This is a genomic window from Brachybacterium netajii (SeqCode) (genome assembly GCF_054114245.1).
Genome location: NZ_JBSYXB010000001.1, coordinates 270,871 through 291,441, shown reverse-complemented (window position 1 = coordinate 291,441; position 20,571 = coordinate 270,871). Strand labels below are relative to the sequence as shown.

Annotated in this window: 18 protein-coding genes; all 18 read left to right on the top strand. The window is 73.3% G+C overall.

Features of this window, described 5'->3' with window-relative positions:
• The first annotated feature begins 42 nt into the window (after window positions 1-42).
• Entirely contained in the window at window positions 43-1,038 is a 996-nt protein-coding gene (gene rsmH / locus ACXET9_RS01265; RefSeq protein ID WP_457884112.1) for a 16S rRNA (cytosine(1402)-N(4))-methyltransferase RsmH, read from the top strand.
• Window position 1,039: 1 nt separating this feature from the next.
• Window positions 1,040-1,564 carry a septum formation initiator family protein gene (locus tag ACXET9_RS01260; RefSeq protein WP_457884110.1) on the top strand — a complete coding sequence of 175 codons (525 nt, stop codon included), beginning with the start codon at window positions 1,040-1,042 and terminating at the stop codon, window positions 1,562-1,564.
• Window positions 1,565-1,693: 129 nt separating this feature from the next.
• The gene (locus tag ACXET9_RS01255; protein WP_457884108.1) at window positions 1,694-3,409 is read left to right on the top strand and encodes a peptidoglycan D,D-transpeptidase FtsI family protein; all 1,716 of its coding nucleotides are present in this window, start codon (window positions 1,694-1,696) and stop codon (window positions 3,407-3,409) included.
• Window positions 3,406-5,124 (top strand): UDP-N-acetylmuramoyl-L-alanyl-D-glutamate--2,6-diaminopimelate ligase, encoded by a 1,719-nt coding sequence (locus ACXET9_RS01250; protein ID WP_457884106.1) that lies wholly within the window; start codon window positions 3,406-3,408, stop codon window positions 5,122-5,124. The genes ACXET9_RS01255 and ACXET9_RS01250 overlap by 4 nt, the downstream gene beginning before the upstream one ends.
• A gap of 2 nt (window positions 5,125-5,126) precedes the next feature.
• Entirely contained in the window at window positions 5,127-6,662 is a 1,536-nt protein-coding gene (locus tag ACXET9_RS01245; protein WP_457884104.1) for a UDP-N-acetylmuramoyl-tripeptide--D-alanyl-D-alanine ligase, read from the top strand.
• On the top strand, window positions 6,659-7,756 hold the full coding sequence (gene mraY / locus ACXET9_RS01240) for a phospho-N-acetylmuramoyl-pentapeptide-transferase (RefSeq protein ID WP_457884102.1): 1,098 nt from the start codon (window positions 6,659-6,661) through the stop codon (window positions 7,754-7,756). The genes ACXET9_RS01245 and mraY overlap by 4 nt, the downstream gene beginning before the upstream one ends.
• Window positions 7,756-9,267, top strand: coding sequence for a UDP-N-acetylmuramoyl-L-alanine--D-glutamate ligase (murD, locus tag ACXET9_RS01235; RefSeq protein WP_457884100.1), 1,512 nt, complete (start codon window positions 7,756-7,758; stop codon window positions 9,265-9,267). The genes mraY and murD overlap by 1 nt, the downstream gene beginning before the upstream one ends.
• Window positions 9,264-10,946: a peptidoglycan glycosyltransferase FtsW gene (locus tag ACXET9_RS01230; RefSeq protein WP_457884098.1), complete on the top strand. Its 1,683-nt coding sequence runs from the start codon at window positions 9,264-9,266 to the stop codon at window positions 10,944-10,946. The genes murD and ACXET9_RS01230 overlap by 4 nt, the downstream gene beginning before the upstream one ends.
• Window positions 10,943-12,025 (top strand): undecaprenyldiphospho-muramoylpentapeptide beta-N-acetylglucosaminyltransferase, encoded by a 1,083-nt coding sequence (murG, locus tag ACXET9_RS01225; protein WP_457884096.1) that lies wholly within the window; start codon window positions 10,943-10,945, stop codon window positions 12,023-12,025. Before ACXET9_RS01230 ends, murG begins: the two co-directional genes overlap by 4 nt.
• 35 nt (window positions 12,026-12,060) lie before the next feature.
• The gene (locus ACXET9_RS01220; protein ID WP_457884094.1) at window positions 12,061-13,632 is read left to right on the top strand and encodes a UDP-N-acetylmuramate--L-alanine ligase; all 1,572 of its coding nucleotides are present in this window, start codon (window positions 12,061-12,063) and stop codon (window positions 13,630-13,632) included.
• 542 nt (window positions 13,633-14,174) lie between these two features.
• Complete coding sequence (locus ACXET9_RS01215) at window positions 14,175-14,894, top strand: cell division protein FtsQ/DivIB (RefSeq protein ID WP_457884092.1); 720 nt, start codon at window positions 14,175-14,177, stop codon at window positions 14,892-14,894.
• A gap of 271 nt (window positions 14,895-15,165) precedes the next feature.
• Window positions 15,166-16,461: a cell division protein FtsZ gene (gene ftsZ / locus ACXET9_RS01210; RefSeq protein ID WP_457884090.1), complete on the top strand. Its 1,296-nt coding sequence runs from the start codon at window positions 15,166-15,168 to the stop codon at window positions 16,459-16,461.
• Window positions 16,458-17,192, top strand: coding sequence for a peptidoglycan editing factor PgeF (pgeF, locus tag ACXET9_RS01205; RefSeq protein ID WP_457884088.1), 735 nt, complete (start codon window positions 16,458-16,460; stop codon window positions 17,190-17,192). Before ftsZ ends, pgeF begins: the two co-directional genes overlap by 4 nt.
• A gap of 266 nt (window positions 17,193-17,458) precedes the next feature.
• The gene (locus tag ACXET9_RS01200; RefSeq protein WP_457884086.1) at window positions 17,459-17,947 is read left to right on the top strand and encodes a cell division protein SepF; all 489 of its coding nucleotides are present in this window, start codon (window positions 17,459-17,461) and stop codon (window positions 17,945-17,947) included.
• A gap of 7 nt (window positions 17,948-17,954) precedes the next feature.
• A complete protein-coding gene (locus tag ACXET9_RS01195; RefSeq protein ID WP_457884084.1) occupies window positions 17,955-18,245 on the top strand; it encodes a YggT family protein in 291 nt (96 codons plus the stop codon).
• A gap of 107 nt (window positions 18,246-18,352) precedes the next feature.
• Entirely contained in the window at window positions 18,353-19,027 is a 675-nt protein-coding gene (locus tag ACXET9_RS01190; protein ID WP_457884082.1) for a DivIVA domain-containing protein, read from the top strand.
• Window positions 19,024-19,638 carry a signal peptidase II gene (gene lspA / locus ACXET9_RS01185; protein ID WP_457884080.1) on the top strand — a complete coding sequence of 205 codons (615 nt, stop codon included), beginning with the start codon at window positions 19,024-19,026 and terminating at the stop codon, window positions 19,636-19,638. The genes ACXET9_RS01190 and lspA overlap by 4 nt, the downstream gene beginning before the upstream one ends.
• Window positions 19,635-20,564, top strand: a complete 930-nt coding sequence (locus ACXET9_RS01180; protein ID WP_457884078.1) for an RluA family pseudouridine synthase — start codon at window positions 19,635-19,637, stop codon at window positions 20,562-20,564. Before lspA ends, ACXET9_RS01180 begins: the two co-directional genes overlap by 4 nt.
• Window positions 20,565-20,571 lie beyond the last annotated feature (7 nt).

Genomic DNA, 20,571 nt, shown 5'->3' with positions numbered 1-20,571 from the left:
GCCCACATGAACAATCCGCAGCACGACCACGGGAGGGGTGCCATGGAACAGCCCCACGACAGCGCACCGGCGCAGGACCGTCACGTCCCCGTCCTCCTGGACGAGTGCGTCCGGCTGCTCCTGCCCGCGCTCCAGCACGAGGGCGCCGTCCACGTCGATGCGACGCTCGGCATGGCCGGGCATGCGGTCGCCGTGCTGGACGCGGCCCCGCAGGCCCGCCTCGTCGGCATCGACCGCGACCCGCAGGCGCTCGAGCTCGCCCGGGAGCGGATCGCACGGGCCGGGCATGCCGAGCGCGCGACCCTCGTGCACGCCACCTACGACGAGATCCCCGCGGTGCTCGCCGATCTCGGCCTGCCCGGGGCCGACGGCGTCATCATGGACCTGGGCCTGTCGAGCTTCCAGATCGACACCCCCGAGCGCGGCTTCTCCTACGCCGCGGACGCACCGCTCGACATGCGCATGGACCCCTCGTCCGACGGACCGACGGCGGCCGACCTCCTGCGGGATCTCCCGGAGGCGGAGATCGCCCGGATCCTGCGCGACCTCGGGGACGAGCGATTCGCCAAGCGCATCGCGCGCCGCGTGGTCGAGCAGCGCGAGCAGGCGCCGCTGACCCGCAGCGGAGAGCTCGTCGAGCTGCTCGAGCGCGCCATCCCCGCCGCCTCGAAGGCGAGCGGGGGCCACCCCGCGAAGCGCACCTTCCAGGCCCTGCGCATCGCCGTCAACGCCGAGCTGGAGATCCTGACCCGCGCGATCGACGGTGCGCTGGACTCCCTCCTCCTCGACGGTCGCATCGTCGTGGAGTCCTACCACTCCGGCGAGGACAAGCTGGTCAAGACCGCCTTCGGGCGTCGGACCCGCTCGTCGGCCCCTCCGGGGCTCCCCGTGGAGCTCGAGGAGCACAAGCCCACCTTCATCCCGCTCGTCCGGGGCGCCCTGCAGGCGGACCCGAGCGAGCGCGAGCACAACCCCCGTGCGGCGAGCGTCCGTCTCCGAGCGCTCGCCCGCACCCGCATCGCCGAGGGAGGCCACTGACATGGCCAGCACGTCCGCCGTCCGCGCGGCCGCCGTCCGTCCGGTCCGCGCACCCAAGCCCGGGGAGCGCGGCGCGGCATCGACCGCCCCCGCGCCGCGGCTGACCGTCCTCTCGGCACCGCGCACCGGGGGCGGCACGCTGCCCTTCACGCTGCTGTGCACGCTGATCGTCGCCGCGACGCTCGCGGCGCTGCTGTACCTGAACATCGAGATGTCGAACACCAGCTACGAGATCACCCGCCTCGAGGCCCAGTCGAAGCGCCTCACCCAGGAGGAGCAGGCGCTCGCCGAGACCAATGAGCGCCTCGGGACTCCGCAGGAGCTCGAGCGCCAGGCCCGCGAGCTGGGCATGGTCCCGGTGACGGACCCCGCCTACATCGACCTCGACACCGGGGAGGTGCTCGGAGAGACCGCCCCGATCGAGGGCACGGCCGCCGCCGGGGACGCGACGACCGACTCGGTCCCCGTCGCCGAGATCTACGATGCGCCGACCACGTACAACGGCATGGGCAACGAGGGGGACTGAGCGATGGCCACGCGTCGGACCGGTCGTGGCGGATCGGCGCCGCAGCGTTCCTCGGGCGCCCGGCCCGGGCGGCCCTCCTCGCGCGCTCGCACCACGACGGTGGTGCGCCCGCGCATCCCGCGCGCTCGCGTGGGACGCCCTGCGGTCCGCCACCGCTTCGTCATCAGCATGGTCCTGGTGGCGGTGCTCCTGATTGCGGGCCGGCTCATCTGGGTCCAGGGCCTGGATGCCAGCGCCCGCGCTGAGGCCGCCGTCGCGCAGCGCACCGTCACGCGCACCATCCCCGCGCTGCGCGGGGACATCACCGATCGCAACGGGGCGGTCCTCGCCAGCTCGGTCGAGAGGTACGACCTCTGGGTCAACCAGATCCAGGTCGTGACCTACAAGCAGAACGCCAAGGAGGGGCCGACGGGCATCGAGGCGGCCGCCGAGGAGCTCGCACCGGTCCTGGGATGGACCGTCGCCGACACCGTCGAGGCGCTCACCGGGGACCGCGGCTTCGTCTATCTGGAGAAGAACGTCGAGCCGGCGGTCCGCAACGCGATCATCGCGCTGGGCATCCCCGGGATCGGCTCCGATCGCGTCGCCGACCGGATCTATCCCGCGGGCGAGGTCGGCGGGAACATCCTGGGCTTCGTCGGCACCGACGGGACGGCGCTCGCCGGCGCGGAGATCGCCTATGACGACCTCCTGGCCGGCACCGACGGCGAGACCAGCTACGAGCGCGGTGCCGGCGGGCAGATCATCCCGACCGGCAAGCGCACGACCACCGCCGCCGTCGACGGCAGCGACCTGGTCCTCACCATCGATCGCGACCTGCAGTGGAAGGCCCAGGAGATCCTCGAGGACACGGTCGCCGAATGGGGTGCGACCGGCGGCAGCGCCGTCGTGTACAACGCGCGCACCGGGGAGGTCCTCGCCCTCGCCGACAACCCCACCTACGACCCCAACGACTATGCGTCGGCCGATCCCGAGGATCTCGGCAACCGGTCGATCTCCAACGTCTTCGAGCCGGGATCCACCGGGAAGCTGTTCACGATGGCGGCGGCGCTCGAGGAGGGCACCGCCACGGTGGACAGCCAGTACTCGATCCCCTACGAGAAGTACTTCGACGGGCAGCGGATCAAGGACTCGCACTACCACGCCGACGAGCAGCTCACCCTCGCGGGCGTCCTCAAGGAGTCCTCGAACGTCGGCACCGTCCAGATCGCCAAGACGATGTCCGACCAGACCCGCTACGACTACCTCACCGCCTTCGGCCTGGGCTCGCCCACCGGCATCGGCCTGCCCGGCGAGAGCGCCGGCATCCTGCGCGAGCCCGATCAGTGGGACGGCCGCACGGCGCTGACGACCTCCTTCGGGCAGGGCTACGCGGTCACCGCGCTGCAGATGGTCGCCGCCGTCGGCGCCTTCGCGAACGACGGCGTGCGGATCGAGCCGACGATCGTCAAGGGCGTGCGCGAGGACGACGGCACCATCCGCTCGCTCGGAGAGCCCGAGCAGACGCGCGCGGTATCCTCCGAGACCGCGGAGACGATCCTGCACCTGATGGACAACGACATCGTCGACGGCGAGTCGGTCGCGAGCGTGAGCGGCTACGCCGTCGGAGGCAAGTCGGGGACCGCGCAGGTCACCGGCGGCACCTACACCGCATCGTTCATCGGCATGGCGCCGATCGACGATCCGGAGCTCGTCGTCGGCGTGTACCTGTTCGGTCTGGACAGCTTCATCTCGGGCACCACCGCGGCGGCCCCCGCCTTCTCGGACCTGATGGCGTTCTCCCTCCAGAACCAGGGGATCGCGCCGACGGGCGTCGAGGGCCGCGAGCTGGAGAACACCTGGTGAGCTCCGGCGACGAGGCCCCGTACGACCGCACGACCCCGCATGACCCCTCGATCCTGCACGACATCCCGATCCCACCCCCGGAAGGCCCCGTGGACGACAGCATCGCCGACAGCGCGCCCGAGAACGAGCTCGAGAACGAGCTGGAGAGCGGGCCCGTGCTCGAGCCCGCACGGCCGCGGACCGCGCCCTCGATGGACGTCGCGGATCTCGCCCGCGCCCTCGGAGCGGATCCCGCCGACGGCCCGGAGGGCTCGGCAGGCGTCCTCCTGCACGGGATCGTCCTGGACTCCCGCGCGGTGCGTCCCGGCGACCTGTGGTGCGCCCTCCCCGGTGCGCGCGCCCACGGGGCCGAGTTCGCCGAGCAGGCCGCGGCGCTCGGAGCGGCGGCCGCGCTGACCGACGCCGCAGGGGCCGAGCGCTGCCGCGCCGCGGGGCTGCCCGCCGTCGTCGTCGCCGACGCGCGGGAGGCCACCGCGCGCGCCGCGGCCGCGCTCCTCGGCCGACCGGCGGAGAAGCTCCGGACCATCGGCGTGACCGGCACCAACGGCAAGACCTCGGTCTCTACGATCGTGACCGCGGCGCTCCAGCATCTGGGTCGGTCGGCCGGGGTCGTCGGGACCTCGGGAACCGTCTACCGGGGAGCCGACGGCGCCGAGCATCGCATCGGCACTGTCCGCACCACGCCGGAGGCGCCCGAGCTGCACGGCCTGCTCGCCCGCATGCTCGAGGACGGCGTCGAGATCGTCTCGATGGAGATCTCCTCGCATGCGATGGTCCTGCACCGGGCCGACGAGGTCGTCCTGGACGTCGCCTGCTTCACCAACCTCACGCAGGACCACCTGGACTTCCATCCGACGATGGAGGAGTACTTCGCCGCCAAGGCGTCCCTCTTCGCGCCCGAGCACGCCCGCCGCGGCATCGTCTGCGTCGACGACGCCTGGGGGCGCCGCCTCGCGCAGGAGGCCACGATCCCCGTGACCACCTACTCCACGACCGGGGTCGACGCGGACCATCGCGCCCGCGACCTCCGCGCCGACGGCTTCGGCAGCGTCTTCGAGGTCGACGGGCCCGAGGGGACGCGCACCCTGCGGGCGGCGCTCCCGGGCCGGCACTACGTCGCCAACGCCCTCGCCGCGACGCTGCTGCTCGAGGCCATCGGGGTCTCCGGGCCCGCGGCCGACGAGGCGGTCGGCAGCGCCGGCACGGTCCCCGGCCGGATGGAGCTCGTCGTGGCGGAGGGCATCCGCGGGGTCGTCGACTACTCTCACACGCCCGATGCCCTCGAGCAGGCGCTGACGACCCTGCGGTCGGTGCCGGGGACCCGCCGCATCGTCACCGTGATGGGCGCCGGCGGCGATCGCGACCGCGGCAAGCGCCCGATCATGGGCGAGGTCGCCGCGCGGCTCTCGGACGTGGTGGTCGTCACCGACGATAACCCCCGTTCGGAGGACCCCGGAGTCATCCGTCGTGAGATTCTTAGCGGTGTACCAGCGGATACGTCCGCGCAGGTCCACGAGGTGGGCGGGCGCGGCGAGGCGATCGAGCTGGCTGCAGGGATCGTCGAGGTGGGCGACATCCTGCTCGTGGCGGGGAAGGGCGCGGAGACCGGTCAGCAGATCGGCGGTATCGTCCACCCGTTCGATGATCGCCTCCGACTGCGCGACGCCCTCGCGCACCGGGGACCCGCGCATGACCGAATCGACGGAGGACGCTGAGCATGCTGCAGACCACGGCACAGGAGATCGCCGACGTCACCGGCGGTCGACTGGTCGGCGGAGCCGACGGGGACGAGATCGTCTCCGGCGCCGCCCGCATCGACTCCCGGGGCGTCGCGCCGGGGGATCTGTTCGCGGCCTTCGTCGGCGAGCGCACCGACGGGCACGAGCACGTCCCCGCCGCCGTCGAGGCCGGGGCGACCCTGGCCCTCGTCTCGCGCGAGATCGAGCAGCCCGCCGTCCTCGTGGAGGACGTGCGCGAGGCCCTCTCCGCGCTCGCCCGAGCGCAGCTGGAGCGCGCGCGCGCCGAGAACCCCGAGCTGGTGGTCCTCGCGGTCACCGGCAGCGCCGGGAAGACCGGCGCCAAGGACCTCCTGGGGCTCGTGCTCTCCGACGCCGGGCCGACGGTCGCGCCCGCCGGCAGCTTCAACAACGAGCTCGGCCTGCCTCTGACCGTGCTCTCGATCGATGGGAGCACGCGCTTCCTCGTCCTCGAGATGGGCGCCCGCGGCATCGGCCACATCGCGCACCTGACCGCGATCGCGCGACCCGACATCTCCCTCGTGCTGAACGTGGGCACCGCGCACCTCGGGGAGTTCGGGAGCGTCGAGGCGATCGCCCAGGCCAAGGGCGAGCTCGTCGACGCCCTGCAGCCCGGCGGCCGTGCCCTCCTGAACGTCGAGGACCCGCTGGTCGCGGCGATGGCCGCGCGCAGCGCCGCCCCCGTGACCTCCTGGGGCCTGAACACCGGCGAGATCCACGGCCAGGATGTCGCGCTGGACGACGAGGCCCGCGTGAGCGTCGACCTCGTGGTCCCCGAGGGCGTGGTGCGTCTGGACGGCTCCGCCGTCCCGGCGGGCACCTTCCCGGTGCGGCCGGATCTGCTCGGCGAGCATCAGGCCGCCAACGCGATCGCGGCGCTCGCCGCGGCCGTCGTCGCGGGCGCCGATCCGGCGCGCGCCGCGGTCGCGCTCGAGGGCGCGCGCCTGGCCTCGGGCCAGCGCATGCAGGCCCGCCGCGCCGGCGGCGTGCTCGTCATCGACGACGCCTACAACGCGAATCCGGACTCCATGCGCCAGGCGCTCAAGACCCTCGCCCACCTCGGGCGCGCCCATCGCACGGTCGCGGTCCTCGGCGAGATGCTCGAGCTCGGCGACGACTCCGTGCGCCTGCACGACGAGATCGGGCGGCTCGCCGTCCGTCTGAACATCTCGCAGCTGTACGTCGTCGGCGACGGGGCCGCCCCGATCCACCACGGTGCGAGCCTCGAGGGGAGCTTCGGCGGCGAGTCCGAGTACCTCGACACCGTCTCCGAGGCGCTCGGTGCGCTCCAGCGCACGCTCGAGCCCGGGGACGTGGTCCTGCTGAAGTCCTCGCGGGACGCGGGGCTGCGGCGGATCGCCGAACCGCTCCTGGCGCATCTCGCGAAGCGGGAGCAGGGCCAGCAGGATGAGCAGGACCAGCAGGACCAGCAGGGGCAGGCAGTGCGGACAGGGCAGTCGGGGCAGGAGCCCGCGGAAGGGGAGGAGCGGGCATGATCGGCATCATCATCGCCGGAGCGGGGGCGCTGCTGCTCTCGATCCTGGGCACGCCGCTGTTCATCAAGGTGCTCGTCAAGCGGGGCTACGGGCAGTTCATCCGTGATGACGGTCCCACCTCGCACGCCACGAAGCGCGGCACGCCGACCATGGGCGGCGTCGCGATCATCCTGTCCACCCTCGCGGCCTACTTCCTGACCCACCTGGTGCTGCTGACCCCGCCCAGCGCCACCGTCATGCTGGTGCTCTTCCTGATGGTGGGTCTCGGCGTCGTCGGCTTCCTCGACGACTACATCAAGATCTCGCGCCAGCGCAGCCTGGGCCTGCGTCCCCGGGCGAAGCTGATCGGGCAGTTCCTCGTCGCGACGGTGTTCGCGGTGCTCGCCCTGCTGTTCCGCGACGAGAACGGCAACACGCCGGCGAGCATGCAGATCTCGTTCGTCCGCGACATCCCCTGGCTGAACCTCGCCTTCGCAGGCACGGTCGTCGGCTTCATCCTCTTCGCGATCTGGGCGAACTTCCTGGTCGCGGCCTGGTCCAACGGCGTGAACCTGACCGACGGCCTCGACGGCCTCGCGAGCGGCGCGACGATCCTGTTCACCGGCGCCTACCTGCTCATCAGCTTCTGGCAGTGGCGCCAGGTGTGCAACGTCGACCTCGAGTCCGGCGGCCTCGTGCACTGCTACAGCGCTCGCGATCCGTTGGACACGGCGGTGCTCTGCGCGGCGATCATCGGCGCCTGCGTCGGGTTCCTGTGGTGGAACACCTCCCCGGCGAAGATCTTCATGGGCGACACCGGCTCGCTCGCCCTCGGCGGCGCCATCGCCGGTCTGACCATCGTCACCCGCACGGAGATCCTCGGCGCGATCATCGGCGGCCTGTTCGTGACGATCGCGCTGTCGGTCATCATCCAGGTCACGAGCTTCAAGACCACCGGCAAGCGCGTCTTCCGGATGGCTCCGCTCCAGCACCACTTCGAGCTGAAGGGCTGGAACGAGGTCACCATCGTGGTCCGGTTCTGGATCGTCGCGGGCCTGCTCGCCGGCGTCGGCCTCGGCATCTTCTACCTCGACGCGCTGCCGGGGATCTCCTGATGAGCGCCGACGAGATGGCGGCGCCCGGCGCCGAGGAGCGTCCCTGGCCCGGCCTGGACGTCGACGGGCTGCGGATCCTCGTCGCCGGCTTCGGCGTCTCCGGCTACGCGGTCGCCGATCAGACGATGCAGCGCGGCGCCCGCGTGCTCGTCGTCGACGGCAAGGACGCCCCCGAGCTGCGTGAGCGCGCGCAGATCCTCGAGGTGCTCGGCGTCGAGGTCCGTCTGGGTGCCGAGCACGTCGGCGCGCTGCCCGCTGATCGGGAGCTCGACCTGGTCGTGACCTCGCCCGGCTGGCGGCCGGATCAGCCCCTGCTCGCGGCCGCCGCCGCCGCGGGGATCCCCGTGTGGAGCGAGATCGAGCTCGCGCGGCGCATGCAGCCGGCCGACGGCCCGGCCTGGCTCGCGATCACCGGGACCAACGGCAAGACCACGACGGTCACGATGCTCGAGGCGATCCTGCAGGCCGCCGGCCTGCGGGCGGTCGCCTGCGGCAACGTCGGCCTGCCGGTCATCGAGGCCGCGCTCGACCCCGAGGGCTTCGACGTCCTCGCGCTCGAGCTCTCCAGCTTCCAGCTGCACTGGACCGAGCATCTGGACTGCGAGTCCGCCGCGGTGCTGAACATCAGCGACGACCACCTCGACTGGCACGGCGGGCCCGCGGAGTACGCGGCCGCCAAGGGCCGCATCTTCGAGGGCGTCGAGCGCGCCTGCGTCTACACGGTGGCCGACGAGGCCACCCGGCATCTCGTCGAGGAGGCCGACGTCCGCGAGGGCGCGCGCGCCATCGGCATCACCCTCGGCGCCCCCGGTCCGTCCGAGCTCGGCGTCGTCGACGGCCTGCTGGTGGACCGCGCCTTCCTCGCCGAGCGCCGCACCCATGCCGCCGAGCTCGCCTCCCTCGAGGACCTCGCGCACCTCGGCGCCCGGGGAGCGCCCCCGCACATCGTCGCCGACGCGCTCGCGGCCGCGGCGCTCGCCCGCGCCCACGGCGTCGACCCCGTCGCCGTGCGCGACGGACTGCGGGCCTACCGCCTCGGCGGGCACCGGGCGGAGCTGATCGCCCGCATCGACGACGTCGCCTATGTCGACGACACCAAGGCGACCAACCCGGCGGCCGCCCGCGCCTCCCTCGCCGCCGCCGAGAGCGTCGTCTGGATCGCCGGCGGGGACGTGAAGGGCGCCGACGTCGACGCGCTCGTCGCCGCGACCGCCGCTCGCCTGCGCGGCGCCGTGCTGCTGGGGGAGGACGCCGCCCCCTTCCTCGACGCGCTCGCGCGACACGCTCCCGAGGTCCCCGTCGTACGCATCGATCCGGGCGACACTGACGACGTCGCCGGTCGCACCCGGCTGATGGAGGACGCGGTCGCGCATGCGCACCGCCTGGCCTCCCCGGGCGATGTGGTGCTGCTGGCGCCCGCTGCGGCGTCCATCGACCAGTTCCGCGACTACGCGGAGCGGGGTGACCTGTTCGCGGCGGCCGTGTCCCGCCTGCCAGGGGAGCGTCCATGACGTCGAAGGACTCCCGCCGCCGCACCGGCGACGGGTCCTCGCGCCCTGCGAAGAGCGCCGGGAGCGCGAAGAGGTCTGCGAGCGAGAAGAGCGCCACGAGCTCCACCGGCAGCACCGCGCGCAGCGGCACCACCACCCGCACCCCCTCGTCGGCGCGAGCGGAGAAGCCGCTCGGCAACATCGGATCGCGCGTGCGATCCGGCGTCGGCAGCTGGCTGCAGTCCCCGGCGCTCGACTTCTACGGACTGATCGTGGTCGGCGCGCTCCTCATCGGCGTCGGACTCGTGATGGTGCTGTCCGCGACCTCCGTCAAGAACATCTCCCAGGGCGGCTCGGGCTTCGACGGCCTGGCGCGCCAGGGCACCTTCGCCGCCATCGGCCTGGGCCTGCTCCTGGTCGCCGCGCTCCTGCCGCCCGGCTTCTACCGGCGCGCGGCCTGGCCGCTGCTCTTCCTGGGTCTGGCGCTCGCGAGCCTCGTGCACACCCCGCTCGGCTACGAGACCGACGGCAACCGCAACTGGATCCGCATCGGCGAGCAGACCTTCCAGCCCTCGGAGTTCCTCAAGCTCGCCCTCGCGGTCTGGCTCGGCGCCGTGCTCGCCGTGAAGCGGCCGCTCCTGCACCGCCCCTTCCATCTGATCGTGCCGATCGTGCCCGGCGTGATCGCAGCGATCGGGCTCGTGGCCGTCGGCCACGATCTCGGCACCGCCTTGGTCATGTGCATGCTCGTCGCCGGTGCGCTGTGGGTGGGCGGCGTCCCGCGGCGCTGGTTCATGGCGGCCGGGGGAGTCGGCGTCGTGGCCGTGACGGTGATGACCGTGACCAGCTCCAACCGCATGGCCCGCATCGACAACTGGATCCACGGGACCTGCGCGGGCGACAGCTGCTACCAGTCGAACCAGGGGCTCATGGGGCTCGCCGAGGGCGGCTGGTGGGGCATCGGGCTGGGGGAGTCCCGGCAGAAGTGGGGACGCCTGCCCGCCGCCGAGGACGACTACATCTTCGCGATCATCGGCGAGGAGCTCGGCCTCTTCGGCACCCTCGGCGTGCTCCTGCTGTTCACGGCGCTCGCGCTGATCATGTTCCGGATGATCGCCCGGATCGACGACGGCTTCATGCAGATCGCCACGGCGGGGATCAGCTGCTGGCTGCTCGGCCAGGCGTTCATGAACATGATGGTCGTGACCGGCCTGATGCCCGTGATCGGTCTCCCGCTGCCGTTCATCTCCTCGGGCGGGTCCGCGCTGCTCGCGTCGATGACTGCGCTCGGCGTGCTGCTGTCCTTCGCCCGCCGCGAGCCCGGTGCTCCCGAGGCGATCTCCGCCGGCATGCGCTCGGTCCGCCGCTCGATCAGCGTGCTCCCGGCCCCGAAGGAGCGGGCCCCGCGCCCGGCCGCGGAGTCCGGGCGCCGCACCGCCTCGGGGAAGAGCACGCGGAAGACGTCGGGCCGGTCCGCGAGCACGACGGCGACCGCCGCCGTCTCGCGCGCCGCAGGGGCGCCCGCTCGCAGCGCCGGCTCGAGGTCCCGCTCCTCCTCCGGATCCCGCTCCTCGTCCGGGTCCCGGTCCTCCACCGGCACCCGCTCCACCGGCAGCACCCGCTCGACGTCGGCGTCCTCGCGAGGACGCGGCACCTCCTCGTCCACCACCCGTCGCACCTCCGGAAAGAAGCGTCGATGAGCTCTCCTCGCGTCCTCCTGGCAGGAGGTGGCAGCGCGGGGCACGTCTCGCCCCTGCTCGCCACCGCCGCCCGCATCACCGCCCAGACCCCCGAGGCGGAGGTGCTCGTCCTCGGCACCGCCGACGGTCTCGAGGCGGACCTCGTCCCCGCCGCGGGCTATGAGCTGATCACGATCGAGAAGGTGCCCTTCCCGCGGCGCCCGAACGGCGCGGCCGTGCGCTTCCCGGCACGGTTCACCGGGAGCCTCCGCGAGGTCCGCGGGATCCTCCGCGAGCGCCGCATCGACGTCGTCGCGGGCTTCGGCGGCTACGTCTGCCCTCCCGCGTACCTGATGGCCGCGCGCGAGGGGATCCCGCTCGTCGTGCACGAGGCCAACCGTCGGCCCGGCCTCGCCAACCGCCTGGGCGCCCGCCGCGCCGCGGCGGTCCTGACCGCCTTCGACGGCTCGAGCCTCCCGGGCGCCCGCCGCATCGGCATGCCCATGCGCGAGGGCATCGCGCAGCTGGACCGCGGGGCGCGGTGCGCGAAGGCGAGGGAGGCCCTCGGCCTGGCCCCCGACCTTCCGACGCTCCTGGTCACCGGCGGGTCGCTGGGGGCGCAGCGCCTGAACGAGGCCCTCGCCGCGGCCGCGGACGAGATCATCGCCGCGGGAGCGCAGATCCTCCACGTCACCGGGCGGGGCAAGGCCGAGGGCCTGGTCGACCGGCCCGGATACCGCGTCGTCGAGTACGTCCGCGCGATGGAGGACGCGTACGCGGCCGCGGATCTCGCGGTGACGCGGTCCGGCGCCGGGACCGTCTGCGAGCTCACGGCGGTGGGCCTGCCCGCCGTGCTCGTCCCGCTGCCGATCGGGAACGGCGAGCAGGCGCTGAACGGCCAGGACGTCGTCGCCGCGGGCGGCGCGCTCATGATCGAGGACGCCGCGCTCGACGCCGCGCAGCTCACCGGCACTGTGCTCCCGCTGCTGCTGGACGCCGAGCGCCTGCAGGCCATGTCCGCGGCCGCCACGGCCTTCGGCATCACCGATGCCGCCGAGGTCCTCGCCGGGATCGTGACGGGCGCCGCACGCCGCGCCTGAGGGGCGTCGGGGGTGCGGGCGGCTACCGTGGGGCCATGAGCTCCACGGTCTCCCCGCGCCCCCGGCACCGCACGATCCTCGCCCCCGGGCCCGTGGTGACCAGGGCGGACTGGCCGACGGACCGCGAGGTCCGCTCCGTGCACGTGATCCGCATCGGCGGCGCCGGCATGTCCGCCGTCGGTCGGCTCGCCCTCGAGGCGGGGCTCGCCGTGAGCGGCTCCGACTCGCAGGACGGCCAGTTCATCGCCCCGCTGCGGGAGGCGGGCGCCCGCATCGGCATCGGCTTCTCCGCCGACCTGATCGCCGCCGACTGCGACCTCGTGATCGTCTCGACGGCCGTGCGCGCCGACAACCCCGAGGTCATCGCCGCCCACGAGCGCGGCATCCCGGTCATCCACCGGGCGGCGGGCCTCGCGGGGCTCCTGGGGGACAGGCCCCTGCTGGCGGTCGCCGGCACGCACGGGAAGACCTCCACCACCGGCATGGCGGTCATGACGCTGCGCGGCGCAGGCGAGGACCCGGCCTGGGCGCTGGGCGCGGCCGTCCCCGACCTCGGGCGGAACGCCGGCTTCGGGGCGCTGGCCCCTGTCCATGAGCCGGCCGACGGAGACGCTGCGGGTCCGGCCGTCGGCACGTCGGCCGAGGGCCGCGCGACCGGTGTCGCGGTCGTCGAGGCCGATGAGTCCGACGGGTCCTTCCTCGCCTTCCGTCCGACGGCGCTCGTGGTCACCAACCTCGAGGCCGACCACCTGGACTTCCACGGCGACGCGGAGACGCTCACCGCGGCCTTCGACGCCGCCGCGGGGCGCATCGTCCCCGGCGGCGCGCTCGTGGTCTGCGCCGACGATGCGGGCGCCCGCGCCCTGGGCCGCCGCGTGGCCGCCTCCGGCACCGCCGTGGTCTCCTACGGCACGGCCGACGACGCCGACTGGCGCGTGCTCGAGGAGATCGCGGGTCCGGCCTCGACGGCGGTGCGCGTCGCCGCGCCCGACGGGGAGATCGCGCTGTCGCTGTCCGTCGCTGGCCATCACAACGTCCTCAACGCCGTCGGCGCCCTCGCCGCGGCGAGCATCCTCGTCCCCGACGCCGATCGCACGCGGCTGGCTGCGGGCCTCGGCCGCTTCACCGGGGCATCGCGCCGCTTCGAGGTGGCCGGAGAGGTGCGCGGCGTGACCGTCGTCGACGACTACGCCCACCATCCGCGCGAGGTCGAGGCCACGCTGGCCGCGGCGCGCGGCATCGTCGACGGCCGGGGGAGCGGGCGCGTGCTCGCGGTCTTCCAGCCCCATCTCTTCTCCCGCACCCGCACGTTCGCCGCCGAGTTCGCGCGCGCCCTCTCCGCGGCCGACCGCGCCTGGGTGCTGCCCGTCTACGCGGCCCGTGAGGATCCGGACCCGCAGGTCGACGCCACGACGATCGCCGACCACGATCGTGCCGGGACTCTCGTGCCGCTCGTCGCCGCCCAGGGCGGGGCCGGGGAGCTCGCGAGGATCCTCGCCGCCGAGGCCGCCGAGGGCGACCTCGTGCTGATGCTCGGCGCCGGGGACATCGTCGAGATGACGCCCGCCGTGCTGGACGCGCTCGGAGCGGAGCCCGAGGACGCCTGATGGCCCGACGCCCCGTCGCTCCGCGCAGCACCCCTCCCCGCCGGCCGGCTGCCCCGGCGCGCCCCGCCGCGCCCGCTGCCTCGGACGGCCCGGCCGCGTCGGCCCGATCTGCTGCGTCGGACGGAACCGGCGCGTCGGCCGGAACCGGCGCGTCGGCCGGGTCTCCCGCGTCGGCGCGATCTGCCGCGCCGGCCCGGCCCAGGGCGTCGACCCGGTCGGCAGGGTCGGCAGGGTCGGCTCCGTCGGCACGGTCCGCGCCGTCCGCGCCCTCCGCCCGCTCGGCGGCTTCTCCCTCCGCCCGCTCGGCTCCCTCCGCCCGCTCGGCGCCTTCCGCTCGCTCGGCCGCGTCGCCGACGTCTGCCACTCCGGCGCCGACCTCGGCCGCTCCGGCGCCGGTGCGGCGCGGGACCGCTGCGGTGCGTCCGGCCGCCGCGCCGTCGGCGGCGACCCCGGGCCGACGCTCGGTCGGCGCTCCGGCGCGGGGTGCGACGCACCGCGGGGCAGGGACGTCCTCCGCGAGCGCGGCGGAGCCGCGGCTGGGAGTGGTCCGGTCGATCTCCGCCAAGCGGCCCTGGCGGCGTCGGCGCCGGACGATCATCGCCTCGATCCTCGTCTCGGTGCTGGTGCTCGCGGGGGCTGCGAGCACCCTGCTGTGGCTGCCCGCCCTCAAGGTCCACGACGTGAGCGTCGCCGGGACCGGGTACGTGGACGCCGCGAGCGTCTCCGCCGCGGCGGATCCGGCGCTCGGGACGAGCCTCGCCCTCGTCGACACCGGGAGCATCGTCGCCGCCGTCGAGGAGATCCCCGGGGTGGAGTCCGCGGTCGTCGAGCGGAGCTGGCCGGACGGCCTGGCGATCACGGTCACCGAGCGCACGGCCCGGGCCGTGATCACCCGCCAGGACGGCAGCACCGCCGTCGTCGACGGCACGGGCACGGAGCTCCCGTCCGCGGCGGCGGACGGGCAGACCCTCGTGCCCCTCGCCGTCGGGGCCGACTCGCAGGATCCCGACGGCGCCTCCGCGGCGATGATCGCGGTCGTCGACGGGATGCCGGAGTCCCTGCGCGGGGGGATCACCGCGATGACGGCGTCGAGCCGGAGCGACGTCTCCTTCACCCTCGCCCTCGAGGGGGAGGAGCAGAAGACGGTCGTCTGGGGCGACGCCGAGGACGCGGAGCTCAAGGCGAAGGTCGTCCAGGCGCTCCTGGACCAGCCGGGCACCGTCATCGACGTCTCCTCGCCGGTCGCCCCCGTCACGCGCTGAGGTCGCGTCCGCGTCCGAGGACGAGGATGAGCTCGAGGTCTGCGGCAGCGCGTCCGGAGGTTCCCGGGGACCGCGGCAGTGCGTTCGGCGGCATCGGGGCACGACACGCGGGGCAGGTGTTTGCACGTCGTTGCGCTGGTCCCTAGCGTCAAGGGGGAGGAGAGGCGCCCCGGAATCACACCCTCGAGCTGAGGTTGAGACATCCGGAGTCCCGCCGCACGCGGCGGTCCGGCCCCTCTCGGCAGGCGAACGACAAGAGCAAGGACCTAACGTGGCCGGAACCCAGATCTCCCTCGCAGTCATCAAGGTCGTCGGTGTCGGCGGAGGCGGTGTCAACGCCGTCAACCGCATGATCGAGTCCGGCCTCAAGGGGGTCGAGTTCATCGCGGTGAACACCGATGCGCAGGCCCTGCTCATGTCCGATGCGGATGTCAAGCTCGACGTGGGCAAGGAGATCACCCGTGGCCTCGGCGCCGGCGCCGATCCCGAGGTCGGCAAGAAGGCCGCCGAGGACCACGCCGAGGAGATCGAGGAGGTCCTGCGCGGGGCCGACATGGTCTTCGTGACGGCGGGCGAGGGCGGCGGCACCGGCACCGGCGGCGCCCCCGTGGTCGCCAAGATCGCCCGGAGCCTCGGCGCGCTGACGATCGGCGTGGTGACGCGCCCCTTCACCTTCGAGGGCCGTCGCCGCTCGACCCAGGCCGAGTCGGGCATCGCCGCCCTGCAGGCCGAGGTCGACACCCTGATCGTGATCCCCAACGACCGTCTGCTCTCCATCGCGGACAAGCAGGTCTCGATGCTCGACGCCTTCAAGAGCGCGGACCAGGTCCTGCTCTCCGGCGTCCAGGGCATCACCGACCTCATCACCACCCCGGGCCTCATCAACCTGGACTTCGCCGACGTCAAGTCCGTCATGCAGGGCGCGGGCAGCGCGCTCATGGGCATCGGCTCCGCGCGCGGCGACGACCGTGCGCTCCAGGCCGCCGAGCTCGCCGTCTCCAGTCCTCTGCTCGAGGCCTCGATCGACGGCGCCTACGGCGTGCTGCTCTCCATCCAGGGCGGCAGCGACCTGGGCCTGTACGAGGTCTCCGAGGCGGCCCGCCTGGTGCAGGAGGCCGCGCATCCCGACGCGAACATCATCTTCGGCTCCGTCATCGACGACGCCCTGGGCGACGAGGTCCGCGTGACCGTCATCGCCGCGGGCTTCGAGGCCGGCGGCCCGACGCCGCGCCCGGACATCGCCCAGGCGCCGCTGCGCCAGTCTCCCCGTCAGGACTCGGCCCCCGCGCCGCGCCCGGCGGTCACGGACTCCCGTCCGACGGCCGGCGCGTTCCCCTCGCACGGCGCCGCGGCGACCCCGGGGACGTGGGGCGCCCCGCAGCAGACCTTCGCCCCGTCCCGCGCCTCGGCCGAGCCCGTCGTCGAGCCGGAGCCCGTCGACCCGGCCGAGTCCGAGGACGCGGTGCAGGTCTCGCCGGCCCCCGCCCCGGAGCCCGTGCGCCCGCCCCGCATCGAGGAGCCCCCGACGGACGATGACGACCTCGACCTCCCCTCGTTCCTGAAGTGACGCTCGGGCTCGCCGCCGCGCGATCCGACCTCCCGGGGGCGGTCGCGCTCTTCACCGGTCGCTCCGGAGGCGAGGGGCGGGGTGAGTTCGGCGCGCTGAACCTCGCCCGCCATGTCGGTGACGACGAGGCCGCCGTCGAGGCCAATCGGTCCCTGCTCGCCGAGGAGCTCGGCCGCCCGCTCGTCTTCGTCGACCAGGTCCACTCGGCCGAGGTCCATGTGCTTCCCGAGGACGGGCCGATCCCCGTGGCGACCGCCGATGCGATGGTCACCCGCCGCCGCGATGTCGCGCTGGCGATCATGGTCGCCGACTGCCTCCCCGTCCTCCTGGTCGATCCCGTCGCCGGGGTGATCGGCGCCGCCCACGCGGGTCGGCGAGGGCTGCTGGACGGGATCCTCGGGGCGACGGTCGACGCGATGGTCGGCCTCGGCGCGGAGCGCGCTCGGATCGCCGCCGCCGTCGGACCGGCGATCTGCGCGGCCTGCTACGAGGTGCCCGCGGAGATGCGCGCCGAGGCGGAGCGCCGGCTCGCCGCGACCGCGGGCGTCTCCCGCGACGGGACCCCGGCCATCGATCTGCGCGCCGGTGCGGTCGAGGCGCTGTGCGCGGCGGGGATCCCTGCCGCGGCGATCGACGCCGATCATGCGTGCACGCGCGAGGACGAGCGCTTCTACTCCTACCGTCGGCAGGCCGTGACCGGTCGCTTCGCCGGAATCGTCGCCCTGGCATGAGGGCGTCGGCATCCCCGCGGCCCCGGAGGGGGCCCTCCTGCGCCCCTCGGGGCGCGCCCCTCCGCCGACGATCGCGGTGCGCAGTGGCGCGACTCACGCGCGGCGCTTCTGGATTTTGGCGTCCTATGACGGTAGGACACGCCGAGATTGCTCCCGTTCGCGCTCGGATATGTGCTGTACGTTCTGGGTCAGGGCCTTCGCGCACTCCCCGTGCCTTCCCCAGGGCCCTGCATGTGTGACAGAAGCGACAGACTGGGAGATCTGCGATGGGAACCTGGCGAAACGCCATGGTGGCGCTCGGCCTCGCCAATGAGGTCGACGACGAGTACTACGAGGACGAACGGGAGCTCCGCGAGGAGCCGCCGCTCGCTGCTCGGCGCACCGAGCGGGTCCCGGAGCCCGCTCCTGAACGGGAGGCCCAGGTGACCCCGATCCGACAGCGATCCCAGGTCATGTCCGTCGCCCCGGCTGTGGAGGAGTCGATGCACCGCATCACGACGATCCACCCGAGGTCCTACAACGATGCGAAGGCCATCGGCGAGTCGTTCCGCGACGGGATCCCCGTCATCGTGAACCTCTCCGACATGCAGGACGGCGACGCCAAGCGCATGGTCGACTTCTCCGCAGGCCTGGTGTTCGGCCTGCGCGGCACCATCGAGCGCGTCACCTCCAAGGTCTTCCTGCTCTCTCCGGAGTTCGTCCAGGTGGACGGCGACAACTCTCCGGAAGAGGACAGCTTCTACAACCAGAGCTGAGTGCTGGATGCAGATCATCGCCGGAGTGCTCTATCTCGCGCTCCTGCTGTACATCATCGTGCTGATCGCGCGCCTGGTGCTGGAGTGGATCCGCTCCTATGCGCGCGAATTCCGTCCGACGGGGCTCGTCCTCGTCCTCTTCGAAGTCGTGTACTCCCTGACCGATCCTCCCGTGAAGGGGCTGCGCCGGGTCATCCCGCCGGTGCGCCTCGGCGCGGTCTCCCTCGACCTGAGCCTGATGATCCTGCTGGTCATCGGCTGGATCCTGCTCGGCATCCTCGGTGGGCTCGCGGTCTGACCGGAGAACCCGGCCGCCCGACCGCCTGGTCGTGCAACAATTCAGATACCCTGTGCGACAGCGCTCCGCCGGCGCTGCTCGACTCCAGACTGACGAGAAGGTGACCCATGGCTCTGATGCCCGATGATCTGCTGAACAAGCGGTTCACCCCGGTGCGGTTCTCCGAGGGCTACGACATGGACGAGGTGGACAACTACCTCGACAACGACATTCTGCCGCGCCTGCAGGAGCTCATCGACGAGAACAATCGTCTGACCGATGAGCTCGAGCGGTCCCAGAACCGTGTCGCCCAGCTCGAGCGCGAGGCCGAGGAGGCCCGCAACGCCGAGCCCCCGGCCGCTGCGGCCGCCGAGCCGGTCGTCGAGGAGGCGCCTCCTGTCGAGGAGCCCGTCGTCGAGGCCGCTCCGGAGCCGGAGCCGGCCCCCGAGCCCGTCGCCGCGCCCGCTGCCGCCGCTCCTGCGGACGACCAGTCCGCCGCGGGCATCATCGCCCTGGCCAACCGCCTGCACGACGAGTACGTCAAGGCCGGCGAGGACGAGCGCGACCGCCTCATCACCGAGGCCAATGACGAGCACCAGCGCATCGTCGGCGAGGCCGAGGAGAAGTCCCGCTCGACCCTCGAGGCCCTCGAGGAGTCGAAGGCGGCCCTCGAGAAGTCGATCGACAAGCTGCGCACCTTCGAGCGCGATTACCGCAGCCGTCTGCGCAACTACCTCGAGAACCAGCTCCGCGACCTCGACACCACCGAGACGCAGGACAAGCAGGCGAACTTCGGTCTGTGAGCGAGTCCGTCAGCACGCCGGCGAGCGCCGGGCCCGAGGGGTCCGGCGCTCGCCGGCGTCTCAGCCTGGGCGCGGTGATCGCGATGCTCGCGATCATCGCCGCCCTCATCCTGGTCCTCGACCAGGTCACCAAGAACTGGGCCGAGGCGAACCTCGAGGAGCTGGTGCCGCAGCCGCTGCTCGGGGACGTCCTCAGCCTCACCCTGCTGTACAACTCGGGCGCGGCCTGGGGGATGGGCTCCGGGGCGACGCCGATCGTGACCGTGCTGCAGATGCTCATCGCCGTGGGCGCCGTCGTCTTCACCGTCAAGGCCGTCCGCTCTCCCGGATACGCCGTCGCGCTCGCCCTGATCCTCGGCGGGGCGCTCGGCAACATCCATGACCGCCTGCTCCGCCCGCCGGGTCCGTTCCATGGGGCCGTCGTCGACTTCCTCGAGCTGCCGAACTGGCCCGTCTTCAACGTCGCCGACATGGCGGTGGTGGGCGGGGCGATCCTCGTGGTGCTGCTGGGCATCCTCGGGCGCCCCTACGACCCGGCCGCGGTGCAGGAGGAGCGCCCGGCACGCTCCGCCGGGCCGGCGACCCCCGGGTCCGCGGAGGACCCGTCGTGAGCGGCATGCGCACGCTGATGGTCCCCGACGGCCTCGCGGGGGAGCGCGTCGACAGCGGCCTCTCGCGGATGCTCGGGCTCTCGCGCACCCGCGCCGCCGACCTCGTGGACCGCGGGCTGGTGGAGATCGACGGCTCCGTCGTCGGCTCCCGCTCGACCCGGCTCGAGCCCGGGGCGATGCTCGTCGTCGAGCTGCCCGACGAGAAGCCCGCCGTGGAGGTCCGCCCGATGATCGCCGAGGGGATGAGCCTCGTCCACCAGGACGATCACATCGTCGTGGTGGACAAGCCGGTGGGCGTGGCCGCGCATCCGAGCGCCGGCTGGTCGGGTCCCACGGTCCTCGGGCATCTGGCCGCCGCCGGGATCTCGATCCGCACCACCGGCGATCCCGAGCGGCAGGGGATCGTGAGCCGCCTGGACGTGGGCACCTCGGGGCTGATGGTCGTCGCCCGCGACGAGCTCGCCTACACGACCCTCAAGGACGCCTTCCGCGCCCGGACGGTCCACAAGATCTACCACGCCGTCTGCCAGGGCGCCCCGGACCAGCCGACCGGGACGATCGAGGCGCCGATCGGCCGCTCGCCGAACCACGACTACAAGTTCGCGGTGCGCCAGGACGGCAAGCACTCGGTGACGCACTACGAGACCCTCGAGGAGCTGCACGGGGCGACCCTGCTGCGCGTGCGCCTCGAGACGGGCCGCACCCACCAGATCCGCGTGCACATGGCCGCCCTGCACCATCCGCTCGTCGGCGACCCGCTGTACGGGGCGGATCCGACGGTCGCCCAGCGCGTGGGCCTGGGCCGGCAGTGGCTGCACGCGATGGAGCTGTCCTTCGTGCACCCCGCCACCCGCGAGGAGGTCACCTACACCTCCCGCTACCCGGAGGACCTGGCGTCGGCCCTCGAGGCGCTGCGCCGGTCCTGACCCGGAG

Excerpts from the sequence above, each read along its gene's own strand:
- ACXET9_RS01230 (WP_457884098.1), top strand. The coding sequence starts at position 9,264 with ATGACGTCGAAGGACTCCCGCCGCCGCACCGGCGACGGGTCCTCGCGC.
- mraY (WP_457884102.1), top strand. The coding sequence starts at position 6,659 with ATGATCGGCATCATCATCGCCGGAGCGGGGGCGCTGCTGCTCTCGATC.
- ACXET9_RS01195 (WP_457884084.1), top strand. The coding sequence starts at position 17,955 with ATGCAGATCATCGCCGGAGTGCTCTATCTCGCGCTCCTGCTGTACATC.
- ACXET9_RS01200 (WP_457884086.1), top strand. The coding sequence starts at position 17,459 with ATGGGAACCTGGCGAAACGCCATGGTGGCGCTCGGCCTCGCCAATGAG.
- murD (WP_457884100.1), top strand. The coding sequence starts at position 7,756 with ATGAGCGCCGACGAGATGGCGGCGCCCGGCGCCGAGGAGCGTCCCTGG.
- ACXET9_RS01245 (WP_457884104.1), top strand. The coding sequence starts at position 5,127 with ATGCTGCAGACCACGGCACAGGAGATCGCCGACGTCACCGGCGGTCGA.
- rsmH (WP_457884112.1), top strand. The coding sequence starts at position 43 with ATGGAACAGCCCCACGACAGCGCACCGGCGCAGGACCGTCACGTCCCC.
- ACXET9_RS01190 (WP_457884082.1), top strand. The coding sequence starts at position 18,353 with ATGGCTCTGATGCCCGATGATCTGCTGAACAAGCGGTTCACCCCGGTG.
- ACXET9_RS01220 (WP_457884094.1), top strand. The coding sequence starts at position 12,061 with ATGAGCTCCACGGTCTCCCCGCGCCCCCGGCACCGCACGATCCTCGCC.
- murG (WP_457884096.1), top strand. The coding sequence starts at position 10,943 with ATGAGCTCTCCTCGCGTCCTCCTGGCAGGAGGTGGCAGCGCGGGGCAC.
- ACXET9_RS01260 (WP_457884110.1), top strand. The coding sequence starts at position 1,040 with ATGGCCAGCACGTCCGCCGTCCGCGCGGCCGCCGTCCGTCCGGTCCGC.